Origin of the sequence: Lentzea sp. NBRC 105346 (genome assembly GCF_030269605.1) — a bacterium.
Lineage (GTDB): Bacteria > Actinomycetota > Actinomycetes > Mycobacteriales > Pseudonocardiaceae > Lentzea.
The window spans coordinates 479,480-495,968 of sequence record NZ_BSTQ01000002.1; the positions used below are offsets into that span (position 1 = coordinate 479,480).

The 16,489-nt window shown below is 72.1% G+C and carries 11 protein-coding genes; 5 read left to right on the forward strand and 6 right to left on the reverse strand.

The annotated features are described in order from the left end of the window. Positions 1-13: 13 nt before the first annotated feature. Positions 14-724: a PucR family transcriptional regulator gene (locus tag QSK35_RS06325; protein ID WP_285743167.1), complete on the reverse strand. Its 711-nt coding sequence runs from the start codon at positions 722-724 to the stop codon at positions 14-16. Between the two features lie 536 nt (positions 725-1,260). Here QSK35_RS06325 and QSK35_RS06330 point away from each other — a divergent pair. Further along, complete coding sequence (locus QSK35_RS06330) at positions 1,261-2,262, forward strand: TauD/TfdA family dioxygenase (protein WP_285743169.1); 1,002 nt, start codon at positions 1,261-1,263, stop codon at positions 2,260-2,262. A 19-nt stretch (positions 2,263-2,281) separates the two neighbouring features. Here QSK35_RS06330 and QSK35_RS06335 read toward each other — a convergent pair whose 3' ends face one another. From QSK35_RS06335 to QSK35_RS06355, 5 genes are all read right to left on the reverse strand, one after another. Beyond that, positions 2,282-4,801, reverse strand: a complete 2,520-nt coding sequence (locus QSK35_RS06335) for a LuxR C-terminal-related transcriptional regulator (RefSeq protein ID WP_285743171.1) — start codon at positions 4,799-4,801, stop codon at positions 2,282-2,284. Continuing rightward, complete coding sequence (locus QSK35_RS06340) at positions 4,785-7,133, reverse strand: AAA family ATPase (protein ID WP_285743173.1); 2,349 nt, start codon at positions 7,131-7,133, stop codon at positions 4,785-4,787. The genes QSK35_RS06335 and QSK35_RS06340 overlap by 17 nt, the downstream gene beginning before the upstream one ends. Continuing rightward, entirely contained in the window at positions 7,130-7,762 is a 633-nt protein-coding gene (locus QSK35_RS06345) for a helix-turn-helix transcriptional regulator (protein ID WP_285743175.1), read from the reverse strand. The genes QSK35_RS06340 and QSK35_RS06345 overlap by 4 nt, the downstream gene beginning before the upstream one ends. Before the next feature lie 358 nt (positions 7,763-8,120). Continuing rightward, the gene (locus QSK35_RS06350; protein WP_285743178.1) at positions 8,121-10,856 is read right to left on the reverse strand and encodes an ATP-binding protein; all 2,736 of its coding nucleotides are present in this window, start codon (positions 10,854-10,856) and stop codon (positions 8,121-8,123) included. Next, on the reverse strand, positions 10,853-13,339 hold the full coding sequence (locus tag QSK35_RS06355; protein ID WP_285743180.1) for a helix-turn-helix transcriptional regulator: 2,487 nt from the start codon (positions 13,337-13,339) through the stop codon (positions 10,853-10,855). Before QSK35_RS06355 ends, QSK35_RS06350 begins: the two co-directional genes overlap by 4 nt. Positions 13,340-13,411: 72 nt before the next feature. Between QSK35_RS06355 and QSK35_RS06360 the strand changes: the two genes are divergently transcribed. The 4 genes from QSK35_RS06360 (at position 13,412) to thrS (ending at position 16,430) form a co-directional block, all read left to right on the forward strand. Further along, on the forward strand, positions 13,412-13,771 hold the full coding sequence (locus QSK35_RS06360) for an RNA-binding S4 domain-containing protein (RefSeq protein WP_285743182.1): 360 nt from the start codon (positions 13,412-13,414) through the stop codon (positions 13,769-13,771). Positions 13,772-13,911: 140 nt separating this feature from the next. Beyond that, positions 13,912-14,787: a hypothetical protein gene (locus QSK35_RS06365; protein ID WP_285743183.1), complete on the forward strand. Its 876-nt coding sequence runs from the start codon at positions 13,912-13,914 to the stop codon at positions 14,785-14,787. Between the two features lie 15 nt (positions 14,788-14,802). Further along, the gene (locus tag QSK35_RS06370) at positions 14,803-15,120 is read left to right on the forward strand and encodes a hypothetical protein (protein ID WP_285743185.1); all 318 of its coding nucleotides are present in this window, start codon (positions 14,803-14,805) and stop codon (positions 15,118-15,120) included. 53 nt (positions 15,121-15,173) lie between these two features. After that, entirely contained in the window at positions 15,174-16,430 is a 1,257-nt protein-coding gene (gene thrS, locus QSK35_RS06375; RefSeq protein ID WP_285743607.1) for a threonine--tRNA ligase, read from the forward strand. The last annotated feature ends 59 nt before the right edge of the window (positions 16,431-16,489 follow it).

Sequence of the window (16,489 nt, forward strand, 5' to 3'; positions counted from 1 at the left end):
TGCGTTCCTCCATTCAGGACAACGCGAACATCGTCATCGCGAGGCTGAAAAGCTGGGACCCGCGGCGACTCAGCGGGTGGAAGCCGGTGATCTCCTCGACGCGGCCGAGCCGGTAGTCGAGGGTGCTGCGGTGGATGAACAGCTCGGCGGCCGCGCGGTTGCGGTTGTGGTCCACGCGGACGAGCACGGCGAGCGTGTCGAAGAGGGTGGGGCTCGACTTGAGCGAGCGGATCAGGGACACGAGCCGGTCGGACACCGCGTCGTTGCGCGCGACCGCGTACTCGACCAGCACGTCGTCCAGTTCGTAGACGCCGGGCGGCCTGCGGGAGGCACGGACGAGCGCGAGCACGTCCACCGCCTCGGTGTGCGACGACGAGATCCGCGCGCGCGGTCCACTCGCGACCGCGCACCAGGCGCGGCCGTCGAGGCGGCGCGCGAGCTCGCCGGCCGTCCAGGTCCTGCGGTCGGGGTTCTCCGGCAGCAGCACGACGCCGCCCGCGAGGGTGGGGGCGAACAGCGCGTCCTCGTCGTCGAAGAGCGCCGGCACCGGTTCGGCGGGCGGCTCCTCGGCCCATTCCAGCGCGGCCACCGTGTAGGCGGACGCGAGCAGCGTCTCGTCGTCGACCCCCACCTCGGCGCCGTCGATCAGGCGCGTGGCGAGGTCCCCGGTGGCCGCGGGCGGGCACAGGGTGAGGCGATCACGGCCGAGAGTGGCATTCCGCATGACTGACCCCGCCTCCAACTGTCGGCAAAACCGGGAATTACCTGCTGAGACAAGCACTACCGAGACTATGTAATGGGGCTTGCCAGCGAGCAACGGGGATATACCTGGTATGGCAAAGAGTGTGGTCGCCCGAGGGCGGATGGTTCGGTGTCGTCCGGCCGAAACGGCCGCCCGGCTCGACACCGAACCATGACCGCACCTCGGGTATACCTGTTCAACCGATCAGGCGTTGTTGTTCAGGTTCAGGTTGTTGTTGTTCACGTTGTTGTTGACGTTGTTGTTCAGGTTCGCGTTGTTGTTCCGGTTGTTGTTGCGGTTGTTGTTCATGTCGCACCACTTTCACCAGGGGGAGTGGAACCCGGTCTCGCCGGGTAGCAGCAACAATCCAGGCCGCGGCCCATCGGTCACATCGCCCACGTGGGTACATGAGCTATCAAAGAAACACCCAGTACCCAGTTGACCGCATGGGTGATGTGTGACCCCATGGCGATTCCCCAGGCTGATTCACAGTTCCCGCCCGGCCGAGAGGACCTGTCATGACCACGCAGCTCGACCGTTTCACGCCCCTGCACACCGACACCGGTGCGGACGTGTTGACCGTGACCCTGACCGACGAGGAGAAGCGGGACGTCCGCCGGCTCACCGGTGCGCTCACCGCCGACAAACACGCGCTGATCGACTCACCGGACTGGGTCGACCGGGCGCGTGCGTTGTCGTGCCGGCTGCCGCTGTCGCTGCGCAGCGCGTTGCGCAGGTTCCGCCGCGAGCCGGGGCCGGAGGCCGTGCTGCTGGTGCGCAACCTCCCGCTCGGGCCACTGCCCCCCACGCCGAGCAACCCCGGTTCGGTCGAGCACCACCCGTCCACGCCTGCCGCCGCGTTGTTCCTGACGACCGTGCACATCGGTGACGTCACGGCGTTCCGCCCGGAGAAGGGCGGCGCGCTGGTGCAGAACGTGGTACCGGTGCCGGGCCAGGAGGACTTCCAGGGCAACGCCGGCTCGGTCGCGCTGAAGATGCACGTGGAGAACGCTTTCCACCAGCACCGCCCGGACTACGTGGCGCTGCTGTGCCTGCGCAACGACCACGACGACATCGCGGGCCTGCGCACGTCGAGCATCCGCCGCGCGCTGCCGCTGCTGTCCGGCCACGCCCGCGCCGTGCTGTCGCAGCCGCGGTTCGTCACCAACGCGCCGCCCTCGTTCGGCAACTCGGTGCCCGCGGCCGAGCCGCAGCCGATCCTGCTGGGCGACCTGGAGGACCCGGACGTCGTCGTCGACTTCCACGCCACCGACCCGCTGGACGTCGAGGCGGCCGCCGCGCTCGACGAGCTCGGCCACGCGTTCGACCAGGTGACGCGCACGTTCATCCTGCGCTCCGGCGATCTGGCCATTGTGGACAATCGGCTCGCCATGCACGGGCGCACCGCGTTCCGCCCGCGGTACGACGGCCAGGACCGCTGGCTGCAGCGCACTTTCGTGCACCTGGACCCGCGCCGCACCCGGTCGCTGCGCGCGGGCGACGGCAACGTCCTGTCCTGAACCCTCGTGAAGGCCACCTTCAGGGAAGGTGGCCTTCACGGAGGTCGGCGCGGCCGGAGATGCCGAGCTTGCGGTAGCTGTTGGTGAGGTGCTTCTCGACGGTGCGGCGGCTGAGGCCGAGCTCCTCGGCGATGTCGAGGTTGGTCAGGCCGCGCACGGCCAGTTCCAGGACGCGCTGCTCCGCACCGGACAGCCCCGTCGAAGGCGGCGGCGCGGGCTTCTCTGCCTCGGGTTCGGCGGGATATCCCAGTGCCTGCAACGCTTTCGCGAGCTGGGCACTGTCCGCGGAGGTCTCCAGCACGTCCACCGCCTGACGCAGCAGGCCGGCATCACCGGTCAGCTCCCCCAGCACCCGCAGGGCGCGGCCGAGCGTGGCGGGCGCGCCCCACGCGGCGGCGAGCTCGTACTGTTCCTCCGCGAGCCGCACCGCGTGCTCGACGTCGCCGAGCCGCACCTGCAGCGGCACGACCCACATGCGCCACGGGAACATCGACGGGTTGCGGCGGCCCGCGCCGTCGAGCTGCTTGCCGAAGTCCAGCGCCTGCGCCACGGCGAACGCGACCTCGCCGTCGTCGACGATCTCCGCGGTGCGCAGCAGCTCGATCAGCATCGACTCCCACCGGCGGGTGGCGGAGCGTTTCTCGTAGTGCGCGAGCAGCCGTCTGCGCAACGACCGGTCGCACGTCTCCAGCGCGAGCCACGACAGGGCGGGCACGAACAGCGAGTCCTGCACCTCCCAGTCGAGCACCGAGTGGTTCATCGCCTCGGCGGCGAACGCCTTCGCGCGGTCCCGCTGCCCGGTGCGGGCGAGCACGAGGGCCTGTTCGATCCGGATCAGCGCCCGTTCCTCTGGGGTCGCGGACCGCGCCGAGGTGGCGAGCCAGTCGGACAGTTCCGCGGTGGCGTCGGCGTTCACCAGCGCGGTCACCACCAGCGGCAGCGTCGAGTGCACGTGCTCGGGCACCGGGTCCTCCCGCGCGAGCACCTGCCGCAGCAGCGCGGCCGTGTCCGCCGCGGTCGTCAGGTTCGCGGTCACGGTGAGGTGCAGCAACATCACCAGCAGCTCGCGCTCGCCCGCGGTGGCGAGGCGGTTGCCCAGCTGCGCGAGCCGGTCCGCCGCGGCCACCAGGCCGGGCTCCTCCCCGGCGTGCACGAACCGGACCCGTGCCTCCAGCCGCAACGCCAGGTCGCGGTCCGCGCCGGTCCACCGTTCCGGCGCGCCGAACTCCTCGCCGACCGCGCACACCAGCTCGCGGACCGTCCGCGACGCCGAGTCGAGCATCGGCAACCCCAGTCGCACCACGGCTTCCGCGCGGTCGCGGATCGAGGTGAACAACGGCACCGCACGTGTGATGTGCCGGGTCGAGGCCGAGGGGTCGACGCCGCGCGTAACGGTCGCGAGGTCCACCAGCAGCCGGGCCCGCGTCACCCCGGCGACCGCGCCGTCGACCAGCGCACGCCGCAGGTAGCGCACCGCGACCTCGTGCGCGCCCCGCCGTGCCGCCACGAGCGCGGCCTGCCGCAGCACCTGGATCGCCCACGGCTGCAGGGAACTGGTCACGACGGTCAGGTGCGCGGCCACCTCCTCGGCGGGTTCTCCCCTGCCGTGCAACAGTTCCGCGATCCGCACGTGCACGCGCTCGCGTTCCTCGATCGGCATGGACTCCTCGACGAGGTCGCGCACGAAACCGGGCAGCGCGCGGTCGGCGAGCATGTCCATGCCCGCGAGGTGCTGCTGCGCGGCGGCGTACTCGTCCGCGGTCAGGCCGGCCAGCGTCGCGCACAGGTCCGCGTCCACCTGCTCCCCCGCGACGGCCATGATCCGCACCAGGTCGTTCACGCCCTCGGGCTGCGTCCGCAGGCACGTCAGCAGCCGGTCGCCGAGCGAGGACGGGCGCAGCGCCAACGCCACGTCCACATTGGACTCGGTCGGCTCGATGCCGCCGCAGAACAGCTCCAGCAGCATCGTCGTCAGGAACAACGGGTTGCCGCCCGACGTGCGGTGGCAGGCGGCGACGAAGTCCTCGTGGCCGGGCTCGCGGAACCGTTCCCGCACCATCACCGCGGTGGCGGCGGCGGACAGCGGCCGGGGCCGCAGCACGTGAGCCTGGTCGACCAGGTCGCCGATCCGCGGTCCGGCCGACCTGCGGTCGCCCTCGCGCAGCGCCACGACGAGCAGAACACGCCTGGTGCCGAGCTCTCCGGCGATCTCGGCGAGCCACCGCACGGACGACTCGTCCGCCCACTGCAGGTCGTCGATCATGACGACGAGCGGGCGATGTGTCCCCCACGTGCTCACGTCGCCGCCTGCCGTCAGCTGCCGCACAACGCCGTACGGCACATGGCCTTCCAACGGTGACACGCGCACGAACACCGTCTCGGCGCCCAGCTCGGTGGCGATACCGGTAACCGCGCCCAGCAACGCCGACCGGCCCGCGCCGAGCGGGCCGGTGATCACCACGACCGAGCCGGATCCGGCGGCCGCCGCGCGGGCGGCGGCCGTCAGGAGCGTGACCTCCGCGTCACGCTCCAGCAGCATCGCGGGCCATCCTGGGCCGGGTCAGCGCGTCGACCCAGCGCGGCTCGGTGAGCGCCCGCACGTCCGCGACGAGCCCACCGGCGTCCAGCGGCACCGTCGCCTGCTGCACCATCCGCGTGAACCGCAGCGTGGATCGGGCGGTGCGCGACGCCTTCACCGCGCGCTCGCGGTGGTGCGCCGGGCGTTCGCCGATCATCGCGGCCCGCAGGTGCGCTCCGCCGAGCGTGCCCGCGTCGCCCCACGCCTCGGCGAGCCGGATCTCCTCCCGCACCAGGCGGAGCGCGTCCTCGGTGCGCCCGCAGCGGTGCAGGGCGACCGCGCCGAACGACCGCCACGACATCAGCGCCGGGTTGCGCCACCGGCGGGCGAGCATGACCCGGCCGCATTCCTCGAACAGCGTGGCGGCACGGGTGAAGTCGCCCGTGACGAGGTTCAGCAGGCCCCGCGCGAAGTCGAGGTGCACGCCCTGGAACCCGCCGGCAGGCTCCGCGGTGGCGGAGATCCGCTCGGCCTCGTCGTGCCGCCCGGCTTCCAGCTCCAGCACCAGCCGCAGGCCGGTGAACACCGGCCGCACCGTCGGGTGCCAGTGCTCCGGGGGCAGTTCGCGGGTCGCGCGGTCCAGGTCGTGCGCGGCGTCGGCGAGCATGCCCTGACGCCAGAAACCCTTGGCACGCATCAGCAACGCCCACCCGGACAACACGGGCAGCCCGCGCCGGCCCGCCTCGATGATCACCGCGTCGAGCGCCGCCGTCGACTCGCCGAAGTCACCCATGAGCGAGAGCGACCGGGCCGCGTGCACCCACGGCAGCAGCAACGGTTCCCGCTGGGGTGAACCGGCGAGCACCGCGCGGGCGAGCTTGCGGGCGCGGCCGATGTCGCGACCCGCGGTCACCAGCTGCCACGCCGTGATCGCCGCGTCGGCGGGATCTCCGACCCGCGGCACCAGGGGTGCCAGGCCGGCCAGCTCCGGGGCCTCGTGCGGCGCGTCGTCCGAGAGCCAGTACAACGCGGCGAGATCGCGATCGGCGACCATGCGGTACGCCAGCTCGGTGTTGCCGCGCGCCAGCACCAGTTCGACGGCCGCGGCGGTGCCGGCCGCGACGAGCTTGCGCTCACCGGCGTCCGGCGCGTGGCGGACCTCGGCCGCGCCGCAGTCCACCAGCAGTGCGGCGCGTTCTTCCGACGCCGTGGGTTCGGCGAGCGCACGGGTCAGCAGGCGCACGCGGGCGCGGTCGTCGTCGGTGCCGCGGGCCGCGTTGCGCAGCACTTCCAGCACCCACGGTTCACCGATCGGGCCCGCGCCGAGCAGGAGGTTCGCGATCACGTCGTCGGGCAACGCGGTCCGGTGCGCCAGGCTCGCGGCAGCGGCGTGCAGTTCGGCGCGTTCCTCCCACGACGTCGTGCCCAGCACGAGCGAGGCGGCGACGCAGCACGGCAACGAACCGCCGACGAGCAGTCCCGCGGCGGTCAGCGCGTCGGCCTCGTCGGCGTAGGCCGAGCCCAGTCCCGCGACGACCGCGGAGTCGCGCAGGCCGAACACCTCGTGGCACACGGCCATCGTGCGGACCAGCCGTTGCGCCGGTCGCGGCAGCGCGTCGACGGCGCGCGTCACCAGGTCCTGCCACCCGCCGAGCGCGAGCTCCGGCACGTCCTGCGGCCTCGGCATCGCCGACCGGGCCGCCAGCGCGACGAGCACGCGCCGCACCACGGCGGGTGAGCCGCGCGTCTCGTCGACCAGCACGTCGACGAACTTCTCGGAGACCGGTGCGGGGCAGGCCGCGGCGAGCAGGCGGGTGATCCCGTCGCGGCCCAGCAACGGCAGCACGTACTCGTTCAGGCGGGCCGCGGCGTCCCGCAGCGCGGCGACGATCGGGTGCGCGGCGCTACAGCCCGCCACGAGCAGCAGCGGCGCGTGCGACGTGCGCATCGCCAGTGCCACGAGCAGGGACGCCGAGTCCGGGTCGATCCACTGCACGTCGTCCACGACCACGACGAGCGGGCGTTCCCGCGCCGCTTCCAGCACCGCCCGGCACCTGCGCTGCCGATCGTCCACAAAGGACATACTGAGTGCGGACAACACCTGGCTCGCCGCACCGGACGGCACGGTGCGCTCGTCCGGGGAGCAGCGCGCCCACACCACACGCGCGCCGCGGGACCGCGCGGTGGACGCCGCCAGCTCCAGCGCGGTGGTCAGGCCGCCACCCGGCGGCGCGTGCACGAGCAGTACGGACGACATGTCCGCCACGGCCCGGTCGACCACCCGCCGGTACTGGTCGCGTTCCACCAGCAGCCCGGCCCACGACGCCTGGTCGTGCCACGCGAGGCGCGTCATTGGACGAACTCGGGGGCGACTCTCGGCGGCCAGCTCGCGATGCTCAGCACCCCCGCGCTGTACGCCTTCGACACCAGGGATGTCCGGTTCGCGGCGCCGAGCTTTTTGAGCATGCCGCGGATGTGGTACTCGACGCCCTGGCGGCTGAGGAAGTTGCGTGAAGCGATCCGCACGGTCGACTCGCCGCCCGCGACGCCCTCGAGGATCCGGGCGTCGAGCTCGGTCAGCGTCCGCCGTGAGTCGGCGGACGATGCCGGCTCGGGGATGTTGACCACGACGACGAGCTGAGACAGCGAACCGGTGTGGTCGCGGACCGCGATGCCGGTCAGGTCACCGCTCACCGCACCGCCCAGGCCGCCGAGATGTTCGACGAACCGCTGCCGCCTGCCGTCGATGAGCCGCTCGAACTGCAGCCGCACGCGCGCGCGGTTCGCCGAATGTAACAGGTCCAGGAAACTCACGCCTTCGCGACCGCCGAAGCGGGCCACGAAGTCCTGGTTGAGCTGCACGATCGCGAGCTGGGCATCCAGGCTGGCCAGACACAGGCCGGAGCGTTCCTGCAGGGACCGGAAGACGCCGACGTCCGCGGACGTCGCCTCCCCGAACGGGTAAAAGGAGCGAAGCGTCACGGGATACCACTTCCTCTCATTCGAGTTGCTTCCGGTCACAATCACCGCCGTGGGCATTTTCCGATGTTTTCGGAATTACTTGTGATCCGCACCGCCGATCGTATGCAGTGCGCGAGAGGGGGGTCAACTAAAGTTACGAGAGCGATCCTAACTTTACGGTCCACCCCTACTCGGGGTGCGGTCGCCCGGCAGCGTCCCAACTGATGGTTCGGTCCAGCCAGTTGAGACGTTTTCTCCATGGTTTCCCCCACATCTACCTGCACGGACGTGACCGAACCACCCAATCGGATCATCCTGGCAGGGCCATCCGCGAAACAGGCAAGAACGTTGCGGAATACCGCAGGTGAAAACCGGATACCTAAACGTTGCGCGCGGTCATCGGCGCATGCAGCGCCAGTGCCGCGGACAGCTCTGACCTGCGCCGGATGTGCAACTTGCGGAAGCACGATGTGAGATGCTTCTCCACCGCCCGCGTCGTCACCCGCAACAGGCCGGCTATTTCCTGGTTGGTGTGCCCGGCCACGGCCATCCGCGCGACCCGTTCCTCGGACTTGGTGAGCGTCACGACGTGGTCGCGTTCCCCGCTGGTGTCGCCGATCAGCCACGCCGCCCCGGCCCGCCGCGCGAGCTCCCCGGCCTGGTGGAACAGCTCCACCGCGGGTTCGCCGTCGTCACGCAGCCGGGTGGCCAGCCGCAGCACGGACTTCGCGTGCTCCAGTCGGTGCCCCGAGTCCTCCAGCACGGCCGCCGCCTCGCGCAGCAGCTCGACCCCTTCGTTCCCAGGCGTCAGCTGCCCCAACGTCCGCAGCGCCCGGCCGATGCCTGAAGGCGCTCCCCAGGCGACGGCCTGGTCGCGTGCCTCGTGCGCGAGCGCCAGCGCGGTGTCGAGGTCACCGGTCCGCGAACTGAGCAGCGCCGCGGTGAGCCGCCACGAGAACAGCACCGGGTTGCGCCAGCCGCCGCGGTCGAGCAGGCGGCCGGACTCCGTGAAGTACTCGAGGGCGCGCTCGTCGTCGCGGTCGAGGGTGAGCCCCTGAACCATGCGGCGGATCGCGGCCTCGCACGTGTGCTCCTCGCCGGCCGGCCACAGTGCGAGCAGCCGCGCGGCGAGCCCGGTGTCGCGCAGTTCCAGCGCGACGCCCGCGAGCGCCGCGGCGGCGGTGAGGTTGCCGCCGCCCCAGTCCAGCGCGACCAGGTCGAGCGCCTCCGACGCGGCGTCGCGTGCCTCCTCGGCCCGGCCGCCGTGCGCGTACACGAGCGCCTGTTCGGCGCGGATCAACGCCTGTTCGACGACGAGCTGCTGGCCGCGGGCGCGGTCCAATGCGAGGTCGAGCCAGCCCTCGACCTGGGTGAGCGAGTCCGCCGCGACGAGCGACAGCACGGCGAGCGGCACCGCGGTGTGCACGTGTGTGGCGGCGGCGGGTTCGCGGTCGAGCACCATCCCGCCGAGCTTCGCGACCTCGGCCGCGGGCGCGCCGACGGCGAGCATGACCTCGCGCAGCAGCACCAGGATCAGCTCGCGGCCGGCACTGGTCTCCAGCAGGTTCTGCTCGACCGCCTCGCCGAGCCGGTGCACCGAGTCGGCCAGGTGCGCGGCGCCGGGCTGCGGCAGGTAGCGCAGCCGGGCCTCCAGCCACAGCGCCAGCTCGCGGTCGCCGCCGGTGAGCTCCACCGGGTCGCCGAGGTCGCGCGCGATCTGCTCGATCAGCTCGCGCACCGGTCCGGCGCTGGGCACCAGCTGGGTCGGCGCGATGTGCACGACCGCAGCCGCCCGGTCGCGCACCGAACGGATCAGCGGCACGGCGTAGCAGATGTGCCGCACCGAGGAGGCCGCGTCGAACCGGCGTTCGGCGATGGCCAGGTCGACGAGCAGCCGCGCGCGGTCCTCGCCGTCGGGTGAGGCCTCCAGCAACGCCCGCCGCAGGTAGCGGGCCGCGGTCTCGGCGGAACCGCGGCGCATCGCGACGTCGGCGGCGGAGCGCAGCACCTCGATCGCCCACGTGTCGTGCCGCGCGGTGGTGCCCAGCAGCAGCGCGGCGACCTGTTCGGCGGGATGACCGGCGTCGTGCAGCAGCCGGACCGCCCGCACCGCGAGCTCCTCGCGTTCGGGCACGGCCATCGACGCCTCGACCGCGTCCCGCACCACGACGTGCGTGAACGCCGGGGAGCCGGGCGCGGCCAGCAGGCCGAGCCGGTGCAGCGTGCGCATCGCGGCGCTGCGGCCGATCGAGTCCAGCCCGGCGAGGTGCCCGATGAGTTCGACGTCGGTGCGTTCGCCGAGCACCGCGGTGGCCCGCGCGAACGCCCGGACCGCGTCGGTCTGCGCGCGCAGGCAGTGCCCGAGGCGGTCGCGCAGCTGCGCCGGGCGCAACGTGGGCACGGAATCCGCGTCGGTCAGCTCGGGGACCATCGCGGTGACGAACATCGGGTTGCCGCCGGAGGCCTGGTGGCAGGCGCCGACGAGGTCGGCGGCGGGGTTGCGGCCGGTGTGCTCGCGGATCAGCGTCGCCACCGCCGCGGCGGACAGCGGCGCCGGGCGGACCACGTCGGCCGAGCACGACCGCAGGTCGGTGACGAGCGGCCGGTCCGCGCCCGCGTCCCCCTCCCGCACGGTCGCGACGACCAGCACGCGCATGGTCTCCAGGCGCCGGGCGAGGCGGGTCAGCCAGCGCAGCGACGGGTCGTCCACCCACTGCAGGTCGTCGATCAGCAGCAGCACCGGTTCGTCCGCGCTGATCAGCTCGATCAGCGCGGTGAGGCCCTGCAGGGCGGTCTCCGGCACATCGTCGGTCACGTCGTCGGTGAAGACCACGCCCGCGGCACCGGTCAGCCACTCCGTTCGCGCCTCGGGCCCGGCGTCGGCGAGCACCGGGTCGAACAGCTGGCGCACGACGCCGAACGCGTGGTCCTGTTCGAGCAGCGCTCCCCCGGCGCGCAGCACGAGCATGCCCTCGATGGGAACGGCGTGCAGCAGCGCGGACCGGCCGCTGCCCAGCGGGCCGCTGACGAGGACCTGCGAGCCATGACCGTCCCGCGCGAGCCGCAGGGCCCGTGCCATCAGCTCCAGCTGGCCACGCCGTTCCAGCAGCATCATGTGCCCGACACCAGCCCTGTCACCAGTTCTGGTAACTCGGTGCGGCCGACGACACCGAGTTTGCGGTACGCCTTCGTGAGGTGTTTCTCGACCGTGCGCAGCGTGACGAACAGGTGCTGGGCGATGTCGGCGTTGCTGGCGCCGGACACGGCCAGCTCGACGACCCGCCGTTCACTGTAGGTCAGTCCACTGAGGACGGGCGAGCCGTGGTCGGACACCCGGATCCGGCCGCCCGCGGCGACGAGGTGGAACCGCGCCCGGTCGGCGAGCAACCGGTAGCCGCAGCGCGTCGCGAGCCGCACGGACGACCGCAGGTGCACGCGGGCCCGCTGGTTGTCGCCGGTGCGCCGCAGGAACACGCCGAGCACCAGCTCCGCCCACGCCTGCGCGGCGAACGCGCCGGCCGCGGCGAACCGTTCGGCGCCCTCGGCCGCGAGCTGGGTGTCCATCCGGCGCATGGTGGCGGCGCGGGTGATCGCCGAGTATCCGGCCGTCTCGACGCTGCGCCACTGGTTCGCGAGCTCGACCACCCGGCGGGCCGCGGCGTCCGCGACCTCCTTGCGCCGCGCCATGTTCGAGAACGAGGCGTACTCGGCCCAGAGCATGATCCACGCCGGGTCCGGCACGCCGCGGCGGTCCAGCAGTCCGGCGGCGGTGTGCAGGACGTCGGCCGCCTTGGTGACGTCGCCCGCCGCGAACTCGACCAGGGCCAGGGCGTACAGGTGGTCCACCTGGTCCACTTCGGACACTTCCGCGCCGTCGAGCAGCGCCCGCGCGGGCGCCACCTCGTCGAGGCGGGCCAGGGTGCGGGCCAGCACGACGGTCGCCCTCGAGTCGCCAGGGACGAGGTCGTAGGCACGCCGTGCGTCCGCCACGGCCCTCGGGTCGCCGGCCGCCATCGCCGCCACCGCGCGGTCGGCCAGCACCCGGCTCAGCGCGGCCCGCTCGGTGATCCGCTCGACCGCGGTGTCGAGCACCTCGAACGCCTCGGCCGCGTGCCCGGCGAGCCGAAGCACCCTGGTGGCGCAGAGCATCGACCAGTCGTTGATCACGAGCTCGCCGCCGACCGCGCGCCGGGCGAGGTCGAGGCTGGTCTCGAGCGTCCCGCCGCCGATCGCGTTCGCCTCGGCGAGCACGCCGAGCAGGCATCGTTCGCCGCGGTCGTGGCCGGGCGGCGGCCGCAGTGTTTTCGCGCGTTCCACGGCCGTCTTGGTGGTCGCCGGGTGGATCAGGTCGAGCCACAGCGTCAGCGTGTCGACGAGCAACTGCTGTTCATCGGGCAGGCCGGTGCAGTCGGCGAGCAGCCCGCGGGCCTGCGCGGACCGGGTGGTGAGCGCGTACCGCACGGCGGCCTCGGCGCGCAGCTCGGGATCGGCGGCGCCATGGAAAGCCGCCATGAGGTGGCCCGCGGCGGTCCGCGCGTCCGCGCTTTCCGCGAGGCGCAGCCGGGCCTCCGCGTCGTCCGGGCGGCGCTGGACGAGCAGCGTGAGACACCGGTTGGCCACGTCGGGTGAGAGCTTGCCCGGTTTCGCGGTGGCGGCCTTGAGGACGGGCGTCCACGACACGTCCACGCTCTCCAGGTGCGCCAGCTGCCGGGCCACGTCGACCGCAGGGCGGCCGTTCTCGTCCACGATCATCGCCGCCCGTTCACGCAACGCGGTGACCTCGGCGGGGTTCATGACGTCCAGCGCGGACTGCCGGACCCACTCGCCGTACGGCGGCGGAAGTCCTTGGCCGAGCAGGCATTCGGCCGTCAGGCTCGCGACACGGGTGGCGAGCTCGTGCGCCGACACACCGGCCAGCGGCCCGGCGAGCTCGGCGTCGGCCCGGCCGAGCACGGCGAGCACCGCCGCGACATGCCGCGTGGTCGCGGGTAGCCGCCGCAGCCGGCGCCCGATCACCTCCCGCACGACGGTACGCGTGATCGGCCCGTCGGTCGCCGAACGCAGTTCGGTGAGCCGGCCGGGATTGCCGCCGGTGAGCAGATATGCCAACTCCGGGTCGGCATCGTCGAACAGCTGCCCCGTCTGTTCGAGATTCAGCGGGGCCGGTTCGACGATGTCGAACCCGTGGCTGACGGTCAGGTCGGTGAGGCCTGGGGCGTCGTCCCGTTGGGCGAGGAGCACCGCGATGTCACGGCGGCGCAGCACGAAGTCCAGCCACCGCAGGCTCACCGGGTCGCAGTCGTGCGCGTCGTCCAGCACGAGCAGGTCGTCGTCGCCGAGGCGTCGCGTGAGTTCGCGGAACGTCGCGTAGGTGTTGGTGGCGCTCGGGACTTCCCCGACCAGCCCGCGGGCGACGTCGAGCTCGCCTGGCGTGCAGCTGATCCTGCGCACGTGCCGTGTCGTGAGTGCGACGGCCCGATCCAGCAGGGCGGACTTGCCGATCCCGCGCGGCCCGCGCACGACCACCCGTTGCCCGGTGACGACGGCCGCCATCGCATCCGCTCTGCCGACCAACTCCACTGGGGGGACGACGGACACGCCCCCGAGGTTACCGAATGCTACCGGGGTGTGACATCTGGTGAATGACCTAGAGGTTGGCATGATGGGTGCGTGGAGTCCACCCGTGTCGACCGCTGGCTGTGGGCGGTCCGGCTGACGAAGACCAGGCCCGACGCCGCCGCCGCGTGCCGTGGCGGCCACGTGCGGATCAACGACCGCCCGGCCAAGCCCGCGACCACCGTGTCGCCGGGCGACGAGGTGCGCGCGCGGGTCGGTGACACGACGCGCGTGGTCGAGGTCGTCCGGGTGATCCAGAAACGGGTCGGCGCCGCGGACGCCGCCACGTGCTTCATCGACCGCACCCCGAAGCCGCCGCCCGAGGCCGTGGTGAAGGTGGCCCTCCGCGACCGCGGCGCGGGCCGGCCCACCAAGCGCGACCGGCGGCTGCTGGACAAGTGGCGCGGGGTCTGACTTTCGGTGCTGACGCGGGCCGCGTTACGGGGTCGCGCGAAGTCCACTCGGACGGCGCATCCCTTGGGGCACACCGGTAACACCTCGTGAGGACTCGCGATGGTCAGGCGTAACCACGCCTAGCCCGTCTGGAGTCGTTCGTGATCGAGAACTCGTCGGCCGGTCTCATGTTGCTCAACGCCGAGGTGTCCGTCACGGTCACCCGCGAAGAGCACCACCAGGCCGTCCTCGCCCGCTATCCCGTCGGGGCCCAGGTGGCCGTGGAGCTGGCCTGGTGCACCATCGCCACGGGCAAGCACCGCGGACAGCACGCCATCGAGGTGCGGCTCGACGGGTACCGCGTCGGCGAGCTGACGCACCTGATGTCGCAGCGCTACGGCCCGCTCGTCGCGCACGTCACGTCGGGTGGCGGGCGGCCGGGCTGCTACGCGACGGTTCAGCGCAGCCACAAGGGACTCGAGGTCGTGCTGCGGCTGCCGCGCGAAGCCACTCCTGTTGTGCCGATTCCCGTTCCCCGGCCCGCTCCCGCGGGTGGCTCCGCGCCGATGAAGAAGGGTCCTTTGTGGGTCGCCGGCGGTGTCATCGCCGCGATCCTGCTCATCGGCGTGCTCGCCAACACCGAGTCCCCCAGCACCCCGTCGACTCCGGCCGCGCACATCGGCACGACGACCGAGACCACGACGACCACCACCACCACCACCAAGCCGACGACCACCACGTCGTCCACGACCACGACCACTACGACCACCACCACCACCACGACTACGACCACGCCGCCGCCTGCCCCGAAGACGCAGGCACCGCAGCCCCCGGCACCCCAACCGCCCGCTCCCCAGCCGCCGGCTCCCAAGCCCGCGTGCGACCCGAACTACAGCGGCTGCGTCCCGATCGCGAGCGACGTCGACTGCGCGGGTGGCAGCGGCAACGGTCCCGCCTACGTCGCGGGCCCGATCCGCGTGATCGGCCGTGACATCTACGGGCTGGACAACGACCACGACGGCATCGCCTGCGAGTAGCGGAGAATGGGCGGGGTGCGGATCCGAGTCACGCGGGACAGCGTCGCGATGGGCGACGACGTGTACGCGCCCCACGAGGAGTTCCTCGACCTGCCCGACGACGCCACGATCGCGGACGCGCTCCACGTCGTGCTGAGCCGCCCGTACCTGGCGCAAATCCAGGGCGGGCAGGCCACCTGGTTGGCGAACAGCGACGCCGTCGTGGCGCAGCAGTGGCCGGAGCCGCGCTGGGTGACCTCACCGAGCTCACCGGCCCCGGCCGCCTTGCACTTTCGGTACCTGCAACAACGGGATCCAGAAGAGGTCCACGCGGAGCTCACGAAAACCAGCTGACAGCACCGCTACCGTTGGTCTCATGAAGCACGCAGCGATGACGACGACGCCGGATCCAGTCCCGGCGCGCTGACAGCTGCGTTTCCGTCCGGGGCGAGTGCCCCGGACCCCGCGGTCGCTCGTCCCCTTTCCACGAGGAGACCGCCATGCCAGACCACCGCAAGCTCGGCCGTGAGCTGAACCTGTTCGACACCGACCCGTTGATCGGCTCGGGACTGCCGTACTGGCTGCCCGACGGCGCCGTCGTGCGGCACCTGCTGGAGGAGTACATCCGCGGCGAGGAGCGGCGCGCGGGCTACCGCCACGTGTACTCGCCGGTCCTGGGCAAACGGGAGCTGTACGAGATCTCCGGACATTGGTCGCACTACCGCGACGACATGTTCCCGCCGATGGACGTGGGCGGCGAGCAGATGGTGCTGCGGCCGAGCCTGTGCCCGCACCACGCGTTGATCTACCGCTCCCGCTCACACAGCTACCGCGAGCTGCCGTTGCGGATGGCGGAGCTGGGCGGCATGTACCGCGCGGAACTGTCCGGTGTGCTCGGCGGGCTCAGCCGGGTGCGGGCCATCAACCTCAACGACGCGCACATCTTCTGCACCCCCGAGCAAGCTGCCGAGGAAGCCAGGGCGGCGCTGGACATGATCCGTCGCGCGCACGAGGCGCTCGGCATCAGCCCGTGCTACTACCGGCTCTCCCTTCCAGGTGATGGCGGCAAGTACGTGGACGCGCCGTGGGAACGTTCGGTCGAGGTGCTGCGCGAGGTGCTCGATGACCTGCCGTACAAGGAGGTCGACGGCGAGGCCGCGTTCTACGGGCCGAAGATCGACGTGCAGTTCCACGACCACGCCGGCCGCGAGCTCACCCTGTCCACCGTCCAGGTCGACTTCTACCAGCCGGAGCGGTTCGACCTGCACTACATCGGCCCGGACGGCGCGAAGCATCGGCCGGTCATGGTGCACCGCAGCATCATCGGCAGCGTCGAACGCGCCGTGGCGCTGATGCTGGACCACAACGGTGGCGCGTTCCCGGCGTGGCTCGCGCCGGTCCAGGTCGTGGTTCTGCCGGTGTCCGAGTCCGAGCTGCCGCACGCTTTCGTTGTGCTGCAACGATGTCTGGAGCTCGGACTGCGGGCGGAGATCGTGGCGGACGGAAGTCTGGGTGCTCGCATCCGGGAGCACCGGCTCGTGCCGTACCAGGCGATCATCGGCCCGGCCGAGGCGGCTCACGACGAGATCTCGGTGCGGCTGCGCGACGGGAGCCGCCTCGACGCCCGGCCCGCCGAGGAGGTGCTCGCCCGCTTGGCCCAATAACGTAGTCACGCGCGATTTCCGTTCCCCCACAACGAGAAGCCGCGCTAGCGTCGATGACC

Excerpts from the sequence above, each read along its gene's own strand:
- QSK35_RS06325 (WP_285743167.1), bottom strand. The coding sequence starts at position 724 with ATGCGGAATGCCACTCTCGGCCGTGATCGCCTCACCCTGTGCCCGCCC.
- QSK35_RS06335 (WP_285743171.1), bottom strand. The coding sequence starts at position 4,801 with ATGCTGCTGGAGCGTGACGCGGAGGTCACGCTCCTGACGGCCGCCGCC.
- QSK35_RS06350 (WP_285743178.1), bottom strand. The coding sequence starts at position 10,856 with ATGATGCTGCTGGAACGGCGTGGCCAGCTGGAGCTGATGGCACGGGCC.
- QSK35_RS06340 (WP_285743173.1), bottom strand. The coding sequence starts at position 7,133 with ATGACGCGCCTCGCGTGGCACGACCAGGCGTCGTGGGCCGGGCTGCTG.
- QSK35_RS06330 (WP_285743169.1), top strand. The coding sequence starts at position 1,261 with ATGACCACGCAGCTCGACCGTTTCACGCCCCTGCACACCGACACCGGT.